This window comes from Ruminococcus bicirculans (ex Wegman et al. 2014) (assembly GCF_000723465.1).
GTDB classification, from domain to species: Bacteria; Bacillota; Clostridia; order Oscillospirales; family Ruminococcaceae; genus Hominimerdicola; species Hominimerdicola aceti.
The window spans coordinates 380,796-399,694 of record NZ_HF545617.1 but is presented as its reverse complement, the minus strand read 5'-3'; the positions used below and the strand labels follow the sequence as shown (position 1 = coordinate 399,694).

General features: G+C 45.5%; 18 protein-coding genes. 12 read left to right on the top strand and 6 right to left on the bottom strand.

Going from position 1 to position 18,899, the window contains the following annotated elements; all coding sequences use genetic code 11:
• Positions 1 to 11 precede the first annotated feature (11 nt).
• Positions 12 to 1,010 carry an aldolase catalytic domain-containing protein gene (locus RBI_RS12235; RefSeq protein WP_178086269.1) on the bottom strand — a complete coding sequence of 333 codons (999 nt, stop codon included), beginning with the start codon at positions 1,008 to 1,010 and terminating at the stop codon, positions 12 to 14.
• A gap of 367 nt (positions 1,011 to 1,377) precedes the next feature.
• Here RBI_RS12235 and RBI_RS12230 point away from each other — a divergent pair, with 367 nt between their 5' ends.
• From RBI_RS12230 to RBI_RS12220, 3 genes are read left to right on the top strand one after another with little or no spacing between them, the layout of a single operon-like run.
• A complete protein-coding gene (locus RBI_RS12230) occupies positions 1,378 to 1,755 on the top strand; it encodes a GntR family transcriptional regulator (RefSeq protein ID WP_041337388.1) in 378 nt (125 codons plus the stop codon).
• A complete protein-coding gene (locus tag RBI_RS12225; protein ID WP_041337387.1) occupies positions 1,752 to 2,675 on the top strand; it encodes an ABC transporter ATP-binding protein in 924 nt (307 codons plus the stop codon). The genes RBI_RS12230 and RBI_RS12225 overlap by 4 nt, the downstream gene beginning before the upstream one ends.
• Complete coding sequence (locus tag RBI_RS12220; RefSeq protein ID WP_041337386.1) at positions 2,647 to 4,131, top strand: hypothetical protein; 1,485 nt, start codon at positions 2,647 to 2,649, stop codon at positions 4,129 to 4,131. The genes RBI_RS12225 and RBI_RS12220 overlap by 29 nt, the downstream gene beginning before the upstream one ends.
• 52 nt (positions 4,132 to 4,183) lie before the next feature.
• On the opposite strand, the gene RBI_RS12215 is transcribed toward RBI_RS12220, so the two are convergent.
• From RBI_RS12215 to RBI_RS12205, 3 genes are all read right to left on the bottom strand, one after another.
• Positions 4,184 to 5,449 carry a 2-hydroxyacyl-CoA dehydratase gene (locus RBI_RS12215; protein WP_041337385.1) on the bottom strand — a complete coding sequence of 422 codons (1,266 nt, stop codon included), beginning with the start codon at positions 5,447 to 5,449 and terminating at the stop codon, positions 4,184 to 4,186.
• On the bottom strand, positions 5,449 to 8,427 hold the full coding sequence (locus tag RBI_RS12210; protein ID WP_051706909.1) for an acyl-CoA dehydratase activase-related protein: 2,979 nt from the start codon (positions 8,425 to 8,427) through the stop codon (positions 5,449 to 5,451). Before RBI_RS12210 ends, RBI_RS12215 begins: the two co-directional genes overlap by 1 nt.
• A gap of 207 nt (positions 8,428 to 8,634) precedes the next feature.
• Positions 8,635 to 10,161, bottom strand: a complete 1,527-nt coding sequence (locus tag RBI_RS12205; RefSeq protein WP_041337384.1) for an AAA family ATPase — start codon at positions 10,159 to 10,161, stop codon at positions 8,635 to 8,637.
• 353 nt (positions 10,162 to 10,514) lie between these two features.
• Between RBI_RS12205 and RBI_RS12200 the strand changes: the two genes are divergently transcribed.
• From RBI_RS12200 to RBI_RS12160, 9 genes are all read left to right on the top strand, one after another.
• Complete coding sequence (locus tag RBI_RS12200; RefSeq protein ID WP_041337383.1) at positions 10,515 to 11,357, top strand: aldose 1-epimerase family protein; 843 nt, start codon at positions 10,515 to 10,517, stop codon at positions 11,355 to 11,357.
• Complete coding sequence (dtd, locus tag RBI_RS12195; RefSeq protein ID WP_041337381.1) at positions 11,357 to 11,818, top strand: D-aminoacyl-tRNA deacylase; 462 nt, start codon at positions 11,357 to 11,359, stop codon at positions 11,816 to 11,818. Before RBI_RS12200 ends, dtd begins: the two co-directional genes overlap by 1 nt.
• Positions 11,815 to 12,156, top strand: coding sequence for an arsenate reductase family protein (locus RBI_RS12190; RefSeq protein ID WP_022287732.1), 342 nt, complete (start codon positions 11,815 to 11,817; stop codon positions 12,154 to 12,156). Before dtd ends, RBI_RS12190 begins: the two co-directional genes overlap by 4 nt.
• Before the next feature lie 104 nt (positions 12,157 to 12,260).
• The gene (locus RBI_RS12185) at positions 12,261 to 13,055 is read left to right on the top strand and encodes an amidohydrolase family protein (protein WP_041337380.1); all 795 of its coding nucleotides are present in this window, start codon (positions 12,261 to 12,263) and stop codon (positions 13,053 to 13,055) included.
• 33 nt (positions 13,056 to 13,088) lie between these two features.
• Positions 13,089 to 13,715, top strand: a complete 627-nt coding sequence (locus RBI_RS12180; RefSeq protein WP_041337379.1) for an SH3 domain-containing protein — start codon at positions 13,089 to 13,091, stop codon at positions 13,713 to 13,715.
• A gap of 14 nt (positions 13,716 to 13,729) precedes the next feature.
• A complete protein-coding gene (locus RBI_RS12175; RefSeq protein ID WP_051706903.1) occupies positions 13,730 to 14,236 on the top strand; it encodes a DUF6106 family protein in 507 nt (168 codons plus the stop codon).
• A gap of 2 nt (positions 14,237 to 14,238) precedes the next feature.
• Positions 14,239 to 14,622 (top strand): holo-ACP synthase, encoded by a 384-nt coding sequence (acpS, locus tag RBI_RS12170; protein WP_022287736.1) that lies wholly within the window; start codon positions 14,239 to 14,241, stop codon positions 14,620 to 14,622.
• A complete protein-coding gene (locus RBI_RS12165) occupies positions 14,615 to 16,138 on the top strand; it encodes a bifunctional ADP-dependent NAD(P)H-hydrate dehydratase/NAD(P)H-hydrate epimerase (RefSeq protein WP_041337378.1) in 1,524 nt (507 codons plus the stop codon). Before acpS ends, RBI_RS12165 begins: the two co-directional genes overlap by 8 nt.
• 60 nt (positions 16,139 to 16,198) lie before the next feature.
• Positions 16,199 to 16,693: a hypothetical protein gene (locus RBI_RS12160; protein ID WP_147337877.1), complete on the top strand. Its 495-nt coding sequence runs from the start codon at positions 16,199 to 16,201 to the stop codon at positions 16,691 to 16,693.
• Between the two features lie 47 nt (positions 16,694 to 16,740).
• Here RBI_RS12160 and RBI_RS12155 read toward each other — a convergent pair whose 3' ends face one another.
• Positions 16,741 to 17,610, bottom strand: a complete 870-nt coding sequence (locus RBI_RS12155) for a hypothetical protein (protein ID WP_041337376.1) — start codon at positions 17,608 to 17,610, stop codon at positions 16,741 to 16,743.
• A 248-nt stretch (positions 17,611 to 17,858) separates the two neighbouring features.
• Positions 17,859 to 18,737 (bottom strand): NPXTG-anchored protein, encoded by an 879-nt coding sequence (locus RBI_RS12150; protein WP_041337374.1) that lies wholly within the window; start codon positions 18,735 to 18,737, stop codon positions 17,859 to 17,861.
• Between the last annotated feature and the right edge of the window lie 162 nt (positions 18,738 to 18,899).

The window sequence follows — 18,899 nt, the reverse complement described above, 5'->3', positions numbered from 1 at the left end:
ATGACATTGTTTTATGACAACTCGTTAAGAAGATCCATATACAATTCGTTGTAATCTGTTCTGTTATCCTTCAGGAATGCGATAGCCGCACGAGGGTGGCGGTTGAGCGCACCTGTGAGCATATAAGGCACGTCATAGCCCCACTGTGAACCCTTTGCCCTCTCCTCAGCAACGTACTTTTCAACAAATTTCAGTGTAGGAGTAAGCTTGTAGTTAGGGTTTCTCAGGAAGCTGAGCATCTGCTCCATGAAGCAGTTTCCTGCACCTCTTCCCATGCCGCTCATTGTAGCGTCAGCAAAGCTTGCACCGTGAGAAATGCTCTCGATAGTGTTTGCAAAAGCAAGCTGCTGGTTGTTGTGCATATGAACGCCCACCTTTTTGCCACTAGCCTCAGCCACTTCACAATACTGCGCAGTAAGTCTTCTCACCTGCTCTGGGAAAAGTGAGCCGTAGCTGTCAACAAGATAAATAACGTCAACAGGGCTTTTTGCCACAAGGTCAAGAGCCTGTGCGATATCGTCCTCACGGCTCGCAGAAACAGCCATGATGTTGATAGTAGTTTCATAGCCCATATCGTGGCAGTAGTTTATCATCTCCAGCGCACCAGGCATCTGATGAGTATATGTTGCGATCCTTATCATGTCGATAACGCTCTCGCTCTTTGGCAGGATATCTTTCTTGAAATCACATCTGCCAACATCAGCCATAACAGAAAGCTTCAGAGGGCTGTCATTCTCGCCCACGATAGCTCTGATATCCTCCTCATCACAGAACTTCCACTTACCGAACTCCTTAACGTCAAAAAGCTCCTTAGAAGCCTTGTAGCCGAACTCCATGTATTCAACGCCTGATTTTATGTTAGTTTTATAGAGTTCTTTTACAAACTCGTCTGAAAATCCAAAATTATTTACAAGACCTCCGTCACGGATAGTTGCGTCCAGAAGCTTTATATCAGGACGGTATGACATAAGGTCACCTTTCTGATTTATTGTCTTTGCCTGATTTGCCATTGTGATTACTTCCTTTCCAAAAGCAGGTACTTACCATGTCTTTATAAAATTTATCACTTTAAAGATTTTATGCTTTTAAGCTTTTATGTATTAAAGTATAACATCGTTTTTGCTGTATGTCAATAGAGCAAGAAAATTTTAAATATATTTTTTACATTTTGATAATATTTCCCTCCCTCAAGCCTGAACTTTTGTACATTTCCAACTATCAAAACGATGCAGTATTGTGAAAAGTGCTGAAAAATATCCACGCTCCTTGACAAATCAGACTTATAGTTGTATACTCTAAGTGTACTACAACAGATAATACAGTTAGTACAGCAGAACAAATGAAACGAAACAACAAAATCGAAAGGAGGTATTCAAGGTGATAACGCTTGATCTTACAGGAAGAGCACCTATCTACGAACAGATATGCAGCCAGTTCTCAAGCCTTATATCAAAAGGCGTGCTGAAAGAAAACGATAAGCTGCCAAGCTCAAGAATGTTGGCAAAGGAACTGGGTCTGAATCCAAACACAGTCGCCAAAGCCTACAGCAGACTTGAGCATGACGATATAATCTATTCTGTAGCAGGAAAAGGCTGCTTTGTGGCAAAGCAAAAAGGCTCTATAGAGAAAAAATTGCTGGAAGAATTTAAGCTCCATGCCGCCGCCGCAATGCAGGCAGGCATAAGCCTTGGATCGCTTACCTTCGTCCTTGAAGAACTGGCGGAGGAACAGAGAGAAAGGAGTGACAAAGAATGATAGAAATAAAAGACCTGTCACTTACATTCAAAAACGCAGACGAAGATCACGAGGCACTGAAAGCCGTCACCCTGGATATCCCCGAGGGCTGCATATACGGCTTTGTAGGCTCGAACGGAGCAGGAAAATCCACGCTTTTGCGTGTCATAAGCGGAATATACCGTCCCGACAGCGGAAGCGTCACCATTGACGAAACAGAGGTCTATGACCGGCCGCAGGCTAAGGAGAACATCTTCTTTGTGAGCGACGAAACGGTGCAGTTTTCAAGACTGACAGTGAATGACCTGAAAAGCTTTTACCAAAGCAGCTACCCGACCTTTGACGACAAGGTGTTCGATGACCTTATTTCAAAGCTTGACCTGCCACGGAAGAAACCGCTGTCCCAGTTTTCAAAGGGCATGAAAAGGCAGGCTATCGTTGCGGCTGCACTTGCCAGCCGAACAAAGTATATCCTCCTTGACGAAGCCTTTGACGGCCTTGACCCTGCCATGCGCAGACTTATCCGCACCATGATAGTTGACGATATTTTCGACCGTGGTGCGACCCTTATCGTGTCCTCCCACAACGTTACCGAAATAGGCGATCTTTGCGACAAGGCAATGCTCCTACACAAAGGCGAAGTCATTTTCGCCAAGGATATCGACGACGTAAGAGAGGGCTTTGAAAAGGTGCAGATAGCCTTACCTGAGGGCGAGCTTGACCGCTCCGCCATAGAAAACGCAGGCGTCGAAGTACTCAGTTTCAGAAACCTTGGAAGAGTTTCCACCGTGGTGGCAAAGGGCGAAAAAGCGGATATCACCGCAAAGCTTTCCGCTATCTCCCCTGCCGTTCTGGAGCTTGTCCCTCTCACACTTGAAGAGATTTTCATTTACGAAATGGAGGTGCGTGGATATGCTGTCAGCAGCGAAGAGGATAAGTAAGACCTCAAACCGTGATCTTAAAGCGAACAGTTTGTTTTTTATAATCACAAATCTGGTGCTTTTTGTAAATTACATTGTGCAGATGTCCATACGGAATTTTATTACTTACTACAATGAAAGCATAACGAACTACTATCAGGGCTATGTCATTGCATACATTGGCGTTGCCGCTGTCGCACTGTGCGGAGTTTTCACTGTGTTCGCTCTTTTCCATGAGAGCTACAGCAAAAGTCACGCAGACCTTGCCTACTCACTGCCCGCAGGTGCAAAGGAACGCTTTTTCTCAAAGCTTTGCACACTTGTAAAGCTGCACATCTTGCCTGTAGTTTTTTGGAACATCATTCAGTTTATTTCCACTATCATAACCACCGATCTATCTTTGAAGATACTTGCAAGGTATGCCGCAGTGCTGTTTCTCACTGAGCTTTCTACCTGCCTGTTCGTTGACCTTGTTGTGATACTGTGTCTTGTCTGCTGCGGCAGGCTTGCGGAGGTCATATACACAGCTGTGATAATAACAGCCTGTGAGGCGATACTGCCAAGGTGCATAGTTCTTTCATCTATCAGCATTTTCTCAACACGAGGCAGTGATGATATTGAAATCATTACAGATAAGTGGTTTGCGTGGAGTGCATTTCCTGCTTATCTTATGGATAACGGCTATTCAAACGCACTGGTTTTAATGCTCATGGGCAGCTCGCTGCTTTCGGCAGCACTCATATGCCTGCTGTATTTCATCTACAAAAAGCGTGACGGCAGAGCCACAGGCAAGCCATTTGTATTCACCGCTTTTCGTGAGATAGTTCTTATCCTCGGCATTGTGACCGTGACGACCTACGTTCTTTCCGATCCTGACAACATAGTTCTGCTGCCAGTGGTGCTACTGAGCTACCTTCTTATAAGGATATTCTCTGCAAAGAGCACCTTGACAATAGCGAAATTCGTAAAATGGATAGCAGTCTTTGCTGTATATATGATCATGATATTTGCCTTTAACTTCATTTCATATCTTTGCGACGGTTTCGCTGGCAAGCCTGACCTGTCAGTGCTCACCGACTATGACGACGTTTGGGTGTGGGTGCAGACAGACGAAGATATAATGACCTATACCTCAAGCTACAAAAACCCAGAAGGCAGAAAAACTCTCACTAAAGAGCAGGCTGAGCAGCTTACAGACATTTACATTAAAGCTCTGGACAGCCGTGAAAAGAGCTTTAGCGATTATATCGACTGTCTGAAAAACCGCAACCTTGCAGGCAACTTCGCCTCCATAACTTTATACACCCGTAATTCGGACGATATTTACAGCGACAATAACAGCATCATTGATGTGATCGACATTGACGTCAGGCTGACAAAGAACAGTACCGAGCAGGTGGCAGAGGAAATAAAAGCCCTTGATTTCATTTCACCGGAACAAATATCCTATCTTGAAACGAAAGAATACTATGACTAACAAAACCCCCTCAGAGCCACGCTCCAAGGGGGTTTTATCTTTCTGTTCTCTATTAATCCATGACCGCATTAGCAAGCATAAGCTTGATACGGTTCTCCTGATTGACCTTTGTCGCACCCGGGTCATAGTCGATAGCGACTATATTTGCGTCCGGATAAGCCTGCTTGATAGTTCTTGACATACCCTTCGCCACAATGTGGTTAGGCAGACAGCCGAATGGCTGAGTGCAGATTATGTTCTTTGTGCCTGTTTCTGCAAGAGCCGCCATTTCAGCAGTGATGAGCCAGCCCTCGCCCATTTTTACGCCCTGACTAATATACTTGTCAGCACACTTTCTAAGGTGTTCAAAATCATGAGGCGGCTGGAAAATGCCCTGCTCGTTGATGACCTTTATCTGCTGCTTCTGGAACTTGTAAAGCACATCATAACCAATGCCGTACATAAGAGTGCGGCTGGTTTTCTTGTCATAAAGCTTCTCGTCATTGATAGCGTCCGACGCACAGTAAAGCACGAAGTCCAACAGTCCAGGCACGTTAGGCTCACAGCCCTCAGACAGCAGAAAATCGTTCAGGTGATTGTTCGCAAGAGGTGAATACTTAACGTATATCTCTCCCACGATACCTACCTTAGGCTTCTTCTCCTTTGACCTCGGCAGTGCCGCAAAGTCTTTGAGCATGGCATTGTAAATGCTCTTTGTGTGCATATATCTGCTCGGGGTAGCAAACAGCTTTCCAAGCCTGTGCTGCCACCTTGCCAAAAGCTCGTCCGTAGAATTTTTCTCTATCTCGTAAGGCTTGCACTGATTGTACAAAAGCATGAGCATATCACCATAAAGTACCGCATAAATAAGCTTCATTGCAATGGCAAGGGTGATATCTATGGAAGCGTCCTTTTCAAGTCCGCTGAAATTCAGCGACAGAACAGGCACTTCTGGGAACTGCGTTGACAGCGCCTTTCTTATAAGGTGGATATAGTTTGAAGCACGACAGCCGCCGCCCGTCTGCGACATAAGCAGAGCCGTGTGTTCAAGGTCATACTTGCCGCTTTTGAGAGCGTCCATAAACTGTCCGATAACAAGAAGCGCAGGATAGCAAGCGTCATTATGTGTGTTTTTAAGTCCCTCGTCTATAACGTTTCGTGAGCAGTTTTGCAAAAGCTCCATGTTATAGCCGTATTTTTTGTATATCGCCATGATAAGCTTGAAGTGTATAGGAAGCATATCAGGTATAAGTATAGTGTATTCCTCACGTCTTGACTTGTCAAAATAAGACCTTTTTACTCTGTCCGAGCCTGCGTGTTTTATCTCTTTTTCAGCCATTACATTGCCTCCTTGTCCATTTTTTTCTCAGCATTTGCGCTGGCTTCTTTTTCCTCCAGTGCCGCCGCCAAAGACCTGAGTCTTATCTTAGCCGCACCGAGATTCGTTATCTCGTCTATCTTTAGCTGAGTGTAAAGCTTGCCCTTTTCTTCAAGTATAGCTCTCACCTCGTCTGTTGTAACAGCGTCGATACCACAGCCGAAGGATACCAGCTGAACGAGCTGCATATCATCATTCTCGCATACATACTCTGCCGCTCTGTAAAGCCTTGAGTGATAAGTCCACTGATTGAGAACGTCAAGGGCAGGAGTGTCCACCTTCATTGCCACGCTGTCCTCAGTGATGACCGCAAAGCCAAGAGAAGCGATAAGCTTGTGTATGCCGTGGTTTATCTCAGGGTCGATGTGGTAAGGTCTGCCTGCCAGAACGATTATTTTCTGACCCTTCGCCCTTGCCTCAGCGATTATCTCCTGCGCCTTAGCCTCGATATCCCTATGGTATCTCACCTGCTCAGAATAAGCCTTGTTAAGCACTCCAAGCACCTGCTTTGCAGTGATGTTATACTTTGAAAGCGCCCTTGCCATTGCCTTTGCAACGTGCTTTTTGATGTTTATGTCAAGATAAGGCATGATGAAATTATCATCATTCAGCTTGTCATTGTTAGCCTTTAGAAGCTCAGGATAATAAGCAACGACAGGACAGTTATAGTGATTGTCCGACTGACCCTCGTCAGCATTGTAGCTCATGCAAGGATAGAAGATAAAGTCCACGCCCTTGTCAAGGAGGCTCTCTATATGACCGTGACAAAGCTTTGCAGGATAACATACCGTATCAGACGGGATAGTTTGCTGACCCTTGTAATATGTATCTCTCGTTGACTCCTCAGACAGCACCACCTCAAAGCCAAGGCTTGTGAGCAGCGTTGAGAAGAACGGCATAAGGTCATAATAAGACAGTGCCAGTGGCAGACCTACCTTTGCAATAGGCTTTGCAGGCTTGTTGTCAGCATAAGAGAGTATCTTGTTATACTTATACTCTATCATGTTTTCCGTTCTGTCGGTTATCTTTATGCCTGCACCCTTTTCACAGCGGTTTCCGGAAGTAAATCTTCTGCCGTCATTAAATCTTATTATAGTAAGGTTACAGTGCGCACCACAGCCACCGCACTGAACGGCTCTTGAATTGTAAGCAAATTCTTCAAGCTGAGCCTTTGTAAGAACGCCTGACTTGCCGTCCCTGCCCTGAGATTTTTCTTTTGCGAAAAGCGCACAGCCGAACGCACCCATAAGTCCCGCAATGGCAGGTCTTATAACGTTTCTGCCAAGCTCCATTTCAAATGACCTGAGCACAGCGTCGTTAAGGAACGTTCCGCCCTGAACGACTATATTCTTGCCAAGCTCATCAATAGACTTGGCTCTTATTACCTTGTAAACTGCGTTCTTGATGATAGACGAAGAAAGTCCTGCAGAGATATCCTCAACGGAAGCTCCGTCCTTTTGCGCCTGCTTTACAGATGAGTTCATGAACACTGTACATCTTGAGCCAAGCTCCACAGGTGCTTTTGCAAACAGACCGAGCCTTGCAAACTCTGCAATGTCATATCCCATTGCACCTGCAAAAGTCTGAATGAACGAGCCACAGCCTGATGAACAAGCCTCGTTGAGCATAATGCTGTCGATAGCGTTGTTTTTTATCTTGAAGCACTTTATATCCTGTCCGCCGATGTCGATGATAAAATCAACGTCAGGGCAGAAATAAGCCGCCGCCTTATAGTGCGCAACAGTTTCAACTATACCATAGTCAACGCCCAGACCTGCCTTTATAAGATCCTCACCGTAGCCTGTTACCGCAGAAGCTTTTATGTTAAGCTCAGGAGTAGCAAGGCTGTAGATCTCCTCAAGCTTTGAAGCGATTATATCCAGCGGCTGACCCTTGTTTGAGCAGTAGTGCTGATAAAGAAGCTTTCCGTCAGGTGTGATAAGCACAAGCTTTGTGGTTGTCGAGCCTGCGTCTATGCCAAGATAAGCGTCGCCCCTGTAAGTTCTGATGTCTTCATATTTAAGGTCAGACTTCTTGTGTCTTTCCACGAAAGCATTATATTCCTCACGGCTTGCAAACAGTGGCTTGCCTACCACGATATTGTCAGTAGCCTTTGCGTTCACTATCTTGTCAAGAGCTTCGTCTATAGTCATTTCCTCAGCAAGAGTGTCAGCATGAAGTGCCGCACCGAAAGCCATATAGCAGGAAGAATTTTCAGGAAGTATAGCGTGTTCCTCGTCAAGGTTCAAAGTAGTTCTGAATGCCTTTCTCAGTGCACTGAGATATGTAAGCGGACCGCCAAGGAAAAGCACCTGACCGCCGATCTTTCTGCCCTGTGCCAGACCCGAAACTGTCTGGTCAACAACAGCCTGAAAGATAGAAGCGGCAATATCCTCTTTTCTTGCGCCCTGATTAAGAAGCGGCTGAATATCAGACTTTGCGAAAACACCACATCTTGAAGCGATAGGATAAGTCTTTTCAGCCTTAAGAGCAAGGTCGTTCATCTCGTCAGGGGTAACACCCAAAAGTCCTGCCATCTGGTCGATAAAAGCACCTGTTCCGCCTGCGCAAGAGCCGTTCATACGCTGTTCAACGCCCCCTGTGAGGAAGATTATCTTAGCGTCCTCACCGCCAAGCTCAACCACAACGTCAGCCTTTGGATACTTCTTGTTTACAGCGATATAAGCAGAAAAGACCTCCTGCACGAAAGAGATCCCACTTGCCTCAGCGATGCCAAGACCTGCCGAGCCTGTTATGGCTATCCTGAACTTGTCCTCAGGATAAAGCTCTCTGATAGCACGCAGCTGCTCAGCCACCGTTTCCCTTACCTTTGAAAAGTGTCTTTCATATTTGTTATAAATAAACTCGCCCTCGTCAAGAATTACCGTCTTGACCGTGGTCGAACCTACGTCTATGCCTAAATCATAAATCTTGCCCATAGTAAAAACCTCACTGATTCTCGTTTGTACACTCTTAATTATTATATCACACTTTTTCGCAAATTACAAGCTTTTTATATTAACAAATATGTATCTGAAAACTACCTATAAAGCTAAAACGGGCGAACACTGTTCGCCCCTACAATGCAACTATTACAATGTATGGCAAAATGCGTTCGCCCGTAAATATTCATTTTTTATCTATGCTTATTCCTGCTCTAAAAGGCAATCAGTAAGATTAAGGTCATAGAGATTGTTGTAGGTAGGCTGCTGAACAGGCTCGCCTGCAAGTCTGTAGAACTGCTCTGAGCCGTACTTCTTGATGAAGTTTGTGGTGTGGCAATTTATTTTCAGCTCCTCGATAAACTTCTTCATAACATTGCTGTCAGCGCCATAAGCATTCTCAAGGAAGTCAAAAGCGTATTTCAGACCATTCATAGACTGCTGTGTAACGTTGTTTGCGCCATGGAGCAGATTGTTGAAGGAGTTCTGCAAAATAACAGTACAGCGGTTTTTGTTATCTCTTCCCTCGTTCGTACACTTATCAAGATAAGCTTCCAGATTGTGGAGTATCCAGTGCTGGATCTTCTTGTTAGACGGCGAGATGTTTCTTGCTCTTACCGCCTTGTCAAGGCTCTTGTTGCAGTCCATGATGTGTTCACTGATTATCTGACGGCATGAAAGACCATTGTTTATCTTCACAAGAATATCTTCCATTCTTGGGTGGATAAGTCTTATCATCTTCTCCATTTGGATACAGCTTCTCATTGTGTATGTGATGCCGTCCATAAGCAGATTCATAAGAGCCACAGCTTCCTCAGTGCCTGCCGCTCTTGCGTCAGCAATGTTCTGAGCAGTTATGCCGCCCTCGAGGATAGCGTCAACGTCATATTTCTCACGATAGTAGTTGAATCTGTCATAATATTCAGCAAAGCCCTTTGAGAACTCTGGGTTCTGTACATACTGAGCAGCCAGAGCGTGGTCAACAAGGATACCGCTCTCCTCATAAAGCTGCATCATTTCAGAAAGGTCCTCCCAGCCACGGGCAGTAACAAAGCGGTAGTTGTTCTTATCGCTTGCGTCCACCATATAATAGTGGTCAGGGTGAAGCTCAAGATATGATATGATAGCAGGGTGAACGCCTGCATAGTAAGCATATTCTTTCCAAACGCCGAAATCAGGCTGACACTCGACCCTCTTAACACGGTCGAGAGTAACGATATCGAACTCAGAAACAGACTTGTTGAACTCAGGCGGGTTACCTGCTGTAACAACTACCCAACCTGCCGGAACCTGATGAAGTCCGAAAACCTTATACTGCAAAAACTGGAGCATTGCAGGAGCAAGGGACTCGGAAACGCAGTTGATCTCATCGAGGAAGAGAATACCCTCTTTGATGCCAGTGGCTTCGATAGTGTCATAAAGAGTAGCCACGATCTCACTCATCGTGTACTCGGATATCTGCACGTCAGCACCGGTGTAGTTTCTATGTACAATAACAGGCAGACCGAGGGCAGACTCTCTTGTGTGGTGGGACATGGAGTAGGTAACAAGGTTTACGCCAGTTTCCTGAGCTATCTGCTCCATAATAGCGGTCTTACCGATACCAGGTGCGCCAAGCAGGAACACAGGTCTCTGATGTTCTATGCTAATTCGGTAATCGCCAAATTCGTCTTTAATGAGATAGGCTTGTATTGCATTAAGTATCTGTTGTTTTGCTTCTTTAATATTCATAATCATTTCTCCTCAGTGCAGTCTGAAGCTGTGAACAAAAAGCACTGCACAATTAAATAATCTTACCATTTTATTATAGACTATCTCCAAATTAAAGTCAATAGTCATCACAAGTTTTGTCAGCTTACACAAACAATTGAAAATATTTTAGTTATTCTGTATCAAAGTCATAAAATTTAACTGTTAAAATATTGATATCAGAACAGAATTTTCAACAGACCTTTAAGTTTTTTCAAACGTTTTCGTCCATACCCCAGCCGACCTCATAACCTCACTGCTCACTTGGTTTTGACATCTCCCAAACAATGTGCTATAATAATAAGGTATAAAATTTTTTCTCGGAGGTCTGATCTATGCTTTATGAAATAAAAAATGATAAACTCTCTATCTCAGCCGACACTTTCGGTGCTGAGCTTCACTCTATCAAACTGGACGGCAAAGAATATCTCTGGCAATGCGGTGACGCTTGGAAACGCTACGCTCCTATCCTTTTCCCGTTCATATGCTCCCCTAAAGACCGCACCTACAAGGCAGGCGGTCAGGATTATCACATGGCTGCAAACCACGGCTTCGCCCGTGACAGCGAATTTACATACGCTGGAAGCACCAAAAATTCAGTAAGCTTTCTACTAAAAGACAATGACGTGACACTTGCTCAATACCCATATCACTTTGAGCTTGAAGTCACTTACTCCATAAAAGGTTCAAAAGTCACCGTCACAAACACAGTAAAAAATACTGATGAAAAGGCTATGTACTTCTATCTCGGCGGTCACCCTGCTTTTATCTGCGATATCCAAGGTGGCAAATGCACAGTTGAGTACGAGAAAAACGAGCATATCGTTCAGCCTATCCCAAACGGCGAGAGGACTATCCTTGACGGTGAAAAGACTATCACTCTCACAAGAGAGCTTTTCGACTATGACGTTATCATGAAAGACCACCCTGCTTCAAAGGCTGTCACCCTGAAAAAGTCTGACGGCGGTTTCGTAAAGCTTTCATTTCCACATTCTGACTGCATTGCCGTATGGACTTCCACAGGCAACCCTGACGCTCAGTTTATCTGCCTTGAGCCTTGGACTAGCGTGCCTGTTTACGAGGACGACGCTTTTGAGGATATCGAAAACAAGCCTCATGCTATCAAGCTTGCACCTGAAGCTGTTTACACCTACAGCTACACCGTGGAGGTGGGCTGATGAGAGCGGTAATACAGAGGGTCACAAGTGCAAAAGTTGAGGTCGAGGGCAAGGTCACAGGCGAGATAGAAAAGGGCTTTCTGATACTTTTCGGAGTAGGTCAGGAGGACACTGAGGCTGACTGTGACAAGCTTGCAGACAAGATATCAAAGCTTCGCATTTTCGCCGACGAGAACGACAAAACAAATCTTTCTATAAACGATGTTGGCGGAGATATTCTTTGCGTTTCTCAGTTCACCCTTTATGCAGATTGTCACCACGGCAACCGCCCGTCATTTATCTATGCAGGCAAGCCTGATGAAGCCAACAGACTTTATGAATACTTCTGCAAGGTCTGCGGTGAGAAAATTTCAGGCAAGGTAGAAAAGGGCGTTTTCGGTGCAGACATGAAAGTTTCACTGCTCAATGACGGTCCTTTTACTATCATTCTTGAATGCAGAAACGGAGAGATAATCCCATGAATATACAGATATTCGGCAAGTCAAAATCCTTTGACACAAAAAAGGCCGAGCGTTATTTCAAAGAGCGTGGAATAAAGTTCCAATCTGTTGACCTGCCTACAAAGGGGCTTAGCAAGGGCGAGCTAAACTCAGTGCTTGCGGCTGTCGGCGATATAGACAAGCTTATCGACCCAAAGGCAAAGGGAGAGCAGGCAATGCTCATAAAATATCTTGGAAGTACCGAGGAGAAGATAGAAAAGCTTCTTGACTATCCCGAGCTTTTTGCCGCACCTATCGTCAGAAACGGCAAGAAAGCCACAGTAGGCTTCTGCCCCGAGGTGTGGAAAAGCTGGGAATAGCCCTAGATGAAAATACTGTGAAAATTGCCGATATTCGTTGAAAGAAGCTTGAAAGTGTGGTATAATACCATATGGAAAAGTATTTTCAGAAAGAGATGTTTTAAATGGTAATTGATTTTCACGTTCATGCCTTTAATCCAAAGGTAGCGGAAAAGGCTGTCGAAAAGCTTCAGGCTTGCAGTGGAATAACTCCTTTCACAAGAGGCACTGCAGAGGAAACCATACAGCGTTTTGACGAATGGGGCATTGACAAGGGCGTGCTGTTATCAGTGGCAACAAAACCTACTCAGCAGAGAGTTATAAACGATTGGTGTGCCCAACAGGACGGCGGAAGATTTATAAGCTTCGGTGGAATACACCCTGACGCTGAGGACTATGAGCAGGAGATAGCCCATATAAAGGAGCTTGGACTTCACGGCATAAAGCTTCACCCTGATTATCAGGGCTTTATGATAGATGATGAGCGCATGGACAAGATATATGACGCCATTGAAAGAGCCGACCTGCCTGTTATATTCCATTCGGGCTATGACTGCGTTTCCCCTGACCTTATCCACTCCACACCTGAGAGGGCGCTGAACATGATAAAAAAGCACCCTAAACTCAAGGTCATTTTTGCACATCTTGGTGCAAACATGATGTGGGAGCAGGTGCGTGACGTTTTGGCTGGAGCTGACGGTGAAGTTTATTTTGATACCGCTTTCACAAGTATGTGTCCTGACGAGCTTATGCAGGCTATCGTCGAAAAGCATGGGGCTGACAGGATACTTTTTGCAAGCGACTGCCCTTGGGACAGTTCCTACCTTATAAAAGAAAAGATACTGCGCTTGAACATTTCCGAGGATAACAAAGATAAAATTCTCGGAGGCAACGCAGAAAGACTTCTTGGCTTAAAATAAAATTGTGTAAATTCTGAAAAGAGGATATAAAAAATGAGATCAAAACTGCTTGCGGCTGTGCTGGCTTGTTCTGCGGTTTTCGGGCTTGCGTCATGTGGGGCAATGCTTCCAGAAAGCTCCTCCGAAACGGAGACCACCACGGGTACTGCCGCCCAGAGAGTTATAGAGACCACAAAGACCGCCACAATGGGCGACGATTATGATGAGGACGATGAGGATTACGAGGGCTACACCACCACCACTTCTGTGACGGCAGGCACACTTGAAAACCCTGACGTAAGCATTGACGAGGGCTACGACCCTGACATAATCGCAACGGCAACAAAGAGGACGACCACCACCACAACCACAACATCTGCCGAAACAAAGGCGACTAAAAAGACCACCACCACAAAGTTCAAAAAGGACGCACTTTTCCCTTTGGGTGATGATGTGAAATACCCTGATTCTATCCCATTTCTTGTAAAGTCAGACACCTCTTATCTTAATCTCAGATACGGTCCGTCAAAGAAATATGACGTGATAGAAAAGATACCTGACGGCAAGACCATAAACGGCTATGGCGAAAGAACAGACGGTGACGGAAACATATGGGTATATGTAAAATACAACGATAAAAGCGGCTGGGTAATGAAAGAGCTTCTCAGCGGCACTGAATAAACGGAGGACAAATAATGGACAGCTTCAAGGAACAGATAGTTCGCAAGATTCCCACAAAGAACGATAAGATACAGAAAATTTTCATCATGATAGCAAGCGTGGCACTTGCCGCACTGTGCTTTATCTTCCCTTTCGGCACGCAGTTTTCTGTAATAGGCATTTTTCTTGCCGCTGCCGCACTTTATGGCGGTTATTATCTTACAACAAAACTCGATGTGGAGTATGAATACATTTTCACAAACGGAGAAATAGACGTTGACAAGATAACGGCTCAGCGTTCAAGAAAGCGCCTTATCACATTCCGTTGCGGCAGTGCGACAGATTTCGGCATTGCTGACGAGAATTTCTCTGTACCTGAGGGCGCAACACAGGTCCTTGCCTGCGCTTGTGACGATAGCCTTACAGACTACTACATAACATTCAACCACAAAAATCTCGGACTTACAACTGTTATCTTCACACCAGATGATGATATGCTTGAGCTTATGAAGCCTGCGCTTCCAAGAACACCGAGGAAATAAAAATGAAAATATTTGTCGGAACTGATCTTATTGAGATCGAACGCATAAAAAAAAGCTGTCAGAGCCGACGTTTCTGTGAAAGGGTTTACTCCGAAAAGGAGCTGACCCTTTTTTCACAGAAGAAAAACCCATACGAATCCATGGCGGCGAATTGGGCGGCTAAGGAAAGCTTCGCAAAGGCTTTAGGCACTGGGGTCGAGGGCTTCGCCTTAAACGAGGTGTCCTGCTTGCGTGACGAGCTTGGCTGTCCTTATCTGGAGCTTACAGGGAATGCGCTTTTGGCGGCTGAAAATAGGGGGCTGACCTTTGCGGTGTCACTTTCCCACATCAAGGATATCGCTTCGGCAGTGGTGATAGCTTATGAAAAGGAGGATAAAAATGGATAGGATATTAACAGTGGAGCAAATGACATTTTGCGAGCATGAGGCTGAAAAATATGGCGTGAGCCTTGCTCAGCTCATGGACAATGCGGCGGCACAGCTTTCGGAGGTCATTGCAAGCAACTCGTCTTCGTCCTCAAAGATAGTGCTTCTTATTGGCAAGGGAAACAATGGCGGTGACGGACTTGTGGCGGCAAATTTGCTTGCGGAACAAGGCCTCAAGCCTGCGGTGGTCCTATGCTGTGGTGAGCCTGACACTGACCTCTCCTCGGCAGCGTATGCTAGGCTCGATAAGAGCGTAGAGGTGCTGAAAGCTGAAAATGCGCTGGATTTTATCGAGGGTGCAGACGTGCTTGTGGACTGCATTTTCGGAACGGGTTTTCACGGAAGCCTGCGTGAAAATATCCTGCCAGTGTTCAGAGCTTGTGAAAAATGTGAAGGCATGAAGATAGCCTGCGACCTGCCGTCGGGAGTCAATGCACGGAATGGTCAGGCTGACAAGCTATCGTTCATGGCTGACGTGACAGTGACCTTTCATCGTGGCAAGCTGGGTCTTTATTTACAGCCTGCGGTGGACTTTTGTGGTGAAATTCTTGTAAAAGATATCGGCATTGACGAGCGTTGCGAGAATACCCTATACCCTGTCATAACGCCTTTTGACGTAACAAAGGCAAGGGCTGCACTGCCTTTTAGACCTGCTGACGGACACAAGGGCACTTTCGGCAAGGTGGTGAGCGTGGCAGGCTCGGAGAGCTATATAGGTGCGGCAGGGCTTTCAGCAATGGCGGCAATGCGGACAGGCGTGGGGCTTTTTGAGCTTTGCACTGCAAAAAGCGTAGTCAACTCCCTGTCGGCTGGTATGTATGAATGTACATACTCGGCAATGAAAACCGACAAGGACGGCTTTATGGTGGCTGAAAATGCGGAGGCGATACTGAAAAAGTGTGAAAAGGCAAGCTGTTTGCTGATAGGCTGTGGGCTTGGTCACACGGCTCAGACAGAGAAGCTTGTGGCGGAGCTTATTGAAAATGCGGAGATACCCATAGTTTTGGACGCTGACGGAATAAATTCACTTTGTCCGAATATAGATGTACTGTTGAAGAAGAAAAGTACAGTTATCCTCACCCCTCACCCTGCGGAGCTTGCAAGGCTTTGTGGCGTGACGGTGGGCGAGGTCATGTCGGACAGACTTGGGTTTGCATATAGGCTGTCAGAAAAATATGGTGTGACAGTGCTTGCGAAGTCGGCTGACACCTTTGCTGTGGACGGTGGGAAAGTTTATCTTTGCACCGAAGGCACAACTGCGCTTGCAAAGGGTGGCTCAGGGGATATGCTTGCAGGCATTGTTTCCTCCTATGTGGCTCAGGGGTGCGATGCTCTTGATGCGGCGGCACTTGGGTCGTTCACACTTGGCTCGACGGCTCTACTTGCAGGATACAAAAGATCTGAGCGTGGAATCATTGCAAGAGATGTTATTGACGCTTTGCCACGATTTTTGTATGACCTTGAAAACGCCGACTAGGCTGTACTAAAAACAAAGACCTTCTTCTTATGAAGAGGGTCTTTTTTTATGGAGGGCAAAATGAAAAGAACAAAGGCATTTTTTCTCACGATTTTGGCGGTAATGGGCTTATGCTCATGCGGTGAAAGCACCGAAGTCAAACCCGTAAAGCTGGCAGAGGACTACAAGACCCCGGCTGAGTTCACCATTGACGGCACGGAATACGTCGCAAGCTTCACCCGTGAGGGCGCAGATATGTGGGAGTGTGAGATAACTGCGCCGGAAACTGTAAGCGGCATGGTGATAACCTGCTCAGGAGAAAGCGCACGAATTGAATACAAGGGTTTGACCTACGAAACTGACCGAGGGAACATACCCGAAAGCTCCGCTGTCACAATGACTGCCGCTGTGCTTGACAAGCTTATTTCGCAGAAAGGCGTGACGTATCTCAAAAATGACAAGGGAGACATCACCGCCACGGGACAGATAAAAGGGCAGGATTTTTCGGCTAAAATCAAAGGCGGAAAGGTAAAAAGCTTGAAGATATCAGGGGAGGTAAGCGTAAAATTCACATAAAAAAAGGTGCAGAGAAAATCTGCACCTTTCTTATGTATGGAAATGAATTATTTACCAAAGTTTGCGCAAGCGATAACGTTACCGTCCTCGTCCTCAAATCTGAGGTCAGCAATGTAGAAATCAGCCTGGTTTGGAATGCCCCATCTCATAAGTGAAACATACTGTGGTTCAGTTGAGTTTACAAATGTAGCACCGTCCTTGATACCAGGTCTCATTGTAAGCTCATAGGAACCCCACTCAGAAGTCCACTCAGCCTCGCCGAAGTCATAGAGGTCGTTCCAACTGTTTTCGCCTTCACCTGTTGTAGGCTGTGTAACGAATGCACCCATGAAGTTACCAGGAACGAGTGATTTTGTGCCGTCGTCACCTGTGAACTCGCCAACTGCCTTTGTAACTACATCAGCCTTGATAGTGAAGATCTTCTCAAGATCAGCCTCGTGACCCTCAAAGAACTTCTCCATGTGGAACTTGATCTTAGGGATCTTGTAGTTGCCATTATCCTGATCGAGAGTCTCGACCTTGAGCATTGGAATACCTGCAAGCTCCTCAATAGAGAGATTTACATGAGACTCATCGTTCTCGTAATCCTTCTCAGCGAAAGGTTCAACGATAGAAGCAACGTCCATATCCTTCTTGAAATATACAGAAGCCTCCTCATAGTTCTTCAGAGTAGCTGGCATTTCGGAAATATCCTTTGCAGCCTCACCCTCAGACTCTGTGCCGGAAGCGGCTGTTGAATCAGCTGTTGACTCAGGAGCAGCTGTTGTTGTAGTAGCCTCTGTTGTTGTAGCAGCTGTAGTTGTTGTTGTAGTAGTTTTTGCCTCAGCCTTTGATGAAGAATCATCAGAGCTGCCGCAAGAAGCGAACATAGCACTTGTAAGTGTAAGTGCAAGAGCGCAAGCTAAAAACTTTTTCATTTTAATAACCTCCGTTTAATCGTCATGCTATACACATAGCCTGACCTATATTTACTTTTGTATTATAACACAATTGTCACATATTTTCAATATACTATTTGCACAATTTAAGCACATGATTTCATATGTTTTGCACAGAAATCGTTTACAAGTTAGTGCAGGTTACACAAACGAAAAAAAACAGAGCTTCCCGAATGACAGAAAGCTCTGTATAAATTCACTTATTCAAGTGTGTTATCTGAGAGAGATTACTTTCTCTTAGAAATAACGATAGCTGCACCAGCAAGTGCTACGCCAGCAAGTGCAAGACCAGCTGTTGCGCCTGTAGCTGCTGTGTTGTCAGAAGCTGCTGCGGAAGATGTAGCTGTTGTAGTTGTTGTGCCAGCCTTTGAAGATGTTGTGCCAGCTGCTGTTGAAGATGTAGCTGCTGCAGAAGACTTGTCGTCCTTCTTAGAATCGTCCTTCTTAGAATCTGTGCCTGAAGGTGTTGAATCAGCTCCAGAGCTTGACTCCTCAGCTACTGGCTTCTTCTGAACTTCCTTCTTGTCCTTGTTAGAACCAGCCTCGAAGAGAACGTTGCCGTCAGCGCCAAGAACCTTCATACCTACAACGTCGATACCCTTAAGGTCTGCTGCCCAGTTGTTGATACCAACTGCTGCGTAATTATCAGCATCGCCGTCTGTTGTTGCGAAAACAGGAGCGTCGCCGAGGTATTCAAGAACGTATGTGCCTTCCTCTTCTGTTGTGTAGCAGAGAGTATCCTTTGGCTTATCGTCCTCAACCCATGAGCCGCCAGCCCAGTCCTTAGCGTTCCAGCCACCAGACTTTGAGTTGAAGTTGATTGATCCGCCACCGCCGATCGTGTTCCAATCGTTGTTGTCAACCTTGATTGTGAATGAAGCACCGTAAACAGCTCCAAGGTCAGAGATAGCATCCTTGTTTACAGCACCCTCTGACTCATCGCCATTGAAGAATACAGCAAAAAGGTCATCCTGAGTCTGTCTGCCGATCTTAGCGAGGTCATCGCTTACGTTGAGCTTTGTGCCTGCTGCTGATGCTGGGATCATTGCCATAGAAGCTACGATAGCTGCTGCTGACATACCAGCGAGAATCTTAGAAATTTTCATCGTTAATCTCCTCCATATGAATATAGTTTTATGAATTGTCATTCAATTCTAGTCTTATTATAGCAGACTTTCTCCCTAAAATCAAGGGGTTTTCACTTTTTTTATTCCAAAAAGTGTTGAAATTTCTAACAATATTGTCACACTTCTTTTGTGCATTAATCA

Excerpts from the sequence above, each read along its gene's own strand:
- dtd (WP_041337381.1), top strand. The coding sequence starts at position 11,357 with ATGAGAGCGGTAATACAGAGGGTCACAAGTGCAAAAGTTGAGGTCGAG.
- RBI_RS12165 (WP_041337378.1), top strand. The coding sequence starts at position 14,615 with ATGGATAGGATATTAACAGTGGAGCAAATGACATTTTGCGAGCATGAG.
- RBI_RS12190 (WP_022287732.1), top strand. The coding sequence starts at position 11,815 with ATGAATATACAGATATTCGGCAAGTCAAAATCCTTTGACACAAAAAAG.
- RBI_RS12175 (WP_051706903.1), top strand. The coding sequence starts at position 13,730 with ATGGACAGCTTCAAGGAACAGATAGTTCGCAAGATTCCCACAAAGAAC.
- RBI_RS12225 (WP_041337387.1), top strand. The coding sequence starts at position 1,752 with ATGATAGAAATAAAAGACCTGTCACTTACATTCAAAAACGCAGACGAA.
- RBI_RS12180 (WP_041337379.1), top strand. The coding sequence starts at position 13,089 with ATGAGATCAAAACTGCTTGCGGCTGTGCTGGCTTGTTCTGCGGTTTTC.
- RBI_RS12210 (WP_051706909.1), bottom strand. The coding sequence starts at position 8,427 with ATGGGCAAGATTTATGATTTAGGCATAGACGTAGGTTCGACCACGGTC.
- RBI_RS12150 (WP_041337374.1), bottom strand. The coding sequence starts at position 18,737 with ATGAAAATTTCTAAGATTCTCGCTGGTATGTCAGCAGCAGCTATCGTA.
- RBI_RS12155 (WP_041337376.1), bottom strand. The coding sequence starts at position 17,610 with ATGAAAAAGTTTTTAGCTTGCGCTCTTGCACTTACACTTACAAGTGCT.
- RBI_RS12160 (WP_147337877.1), top strand. The coding sequence starts at position 16,199 with ATGAAAAGAACAAAGGCATTTTTTCTCACGATTTTGGCGGTAATGGGC.
- RBI_RS12205 (WP_041337384.1), bottom strand. The coding sequence starts at position 10,161 with ATGAATATTAAAGAAGCAAAACAACAGATACTTAATGCAATACAAGCC.
- RBI_RS12215 (WP_041337385.1), bottom strand. The coding sequence starts at position 5,449 with ATGGCTGAAAAAGAGATAAAACACGCAGGCTCGGACAGAGTAAAAAGG.
- RBI_RS12200 (WP_041337383.1), top strand. The coding sequence starts at position 10,515 with ATGCTTTATGAAATAAAAAATGATAAACTCTCTATCTCAGCCGACACT.
- RBI_RS12185 (WP_041337380.1), top strand. The coding sequence starts at position 12,261 with ATGGTAATTGATTTTCACGTTCATGCCTTTAATCCAAAGGTAGCGGAA.
- acpS (WP_022287736.1), top strand. The coding sequence starts at position 14,239 with ATGAAAATATTTGTCGGAACTGATCTTATTGAGATCGAACGCATAAAA.
- RBI_RS12235 (WP_178086269.1), bottom strand. The coding sequence starts at position 1,010 with ATGGCAAATCAGGCAAAGACAATAAATCAGAAAGGTGACCTTATGTCA.
- RBI_RS12220 (WP_041337386.1), top strand. The coding sequence starts at position 2,647 with ATGCTGTCAGCAGCGAAGAGGATAAGTAAGACCTCAAACCGTGATCTT.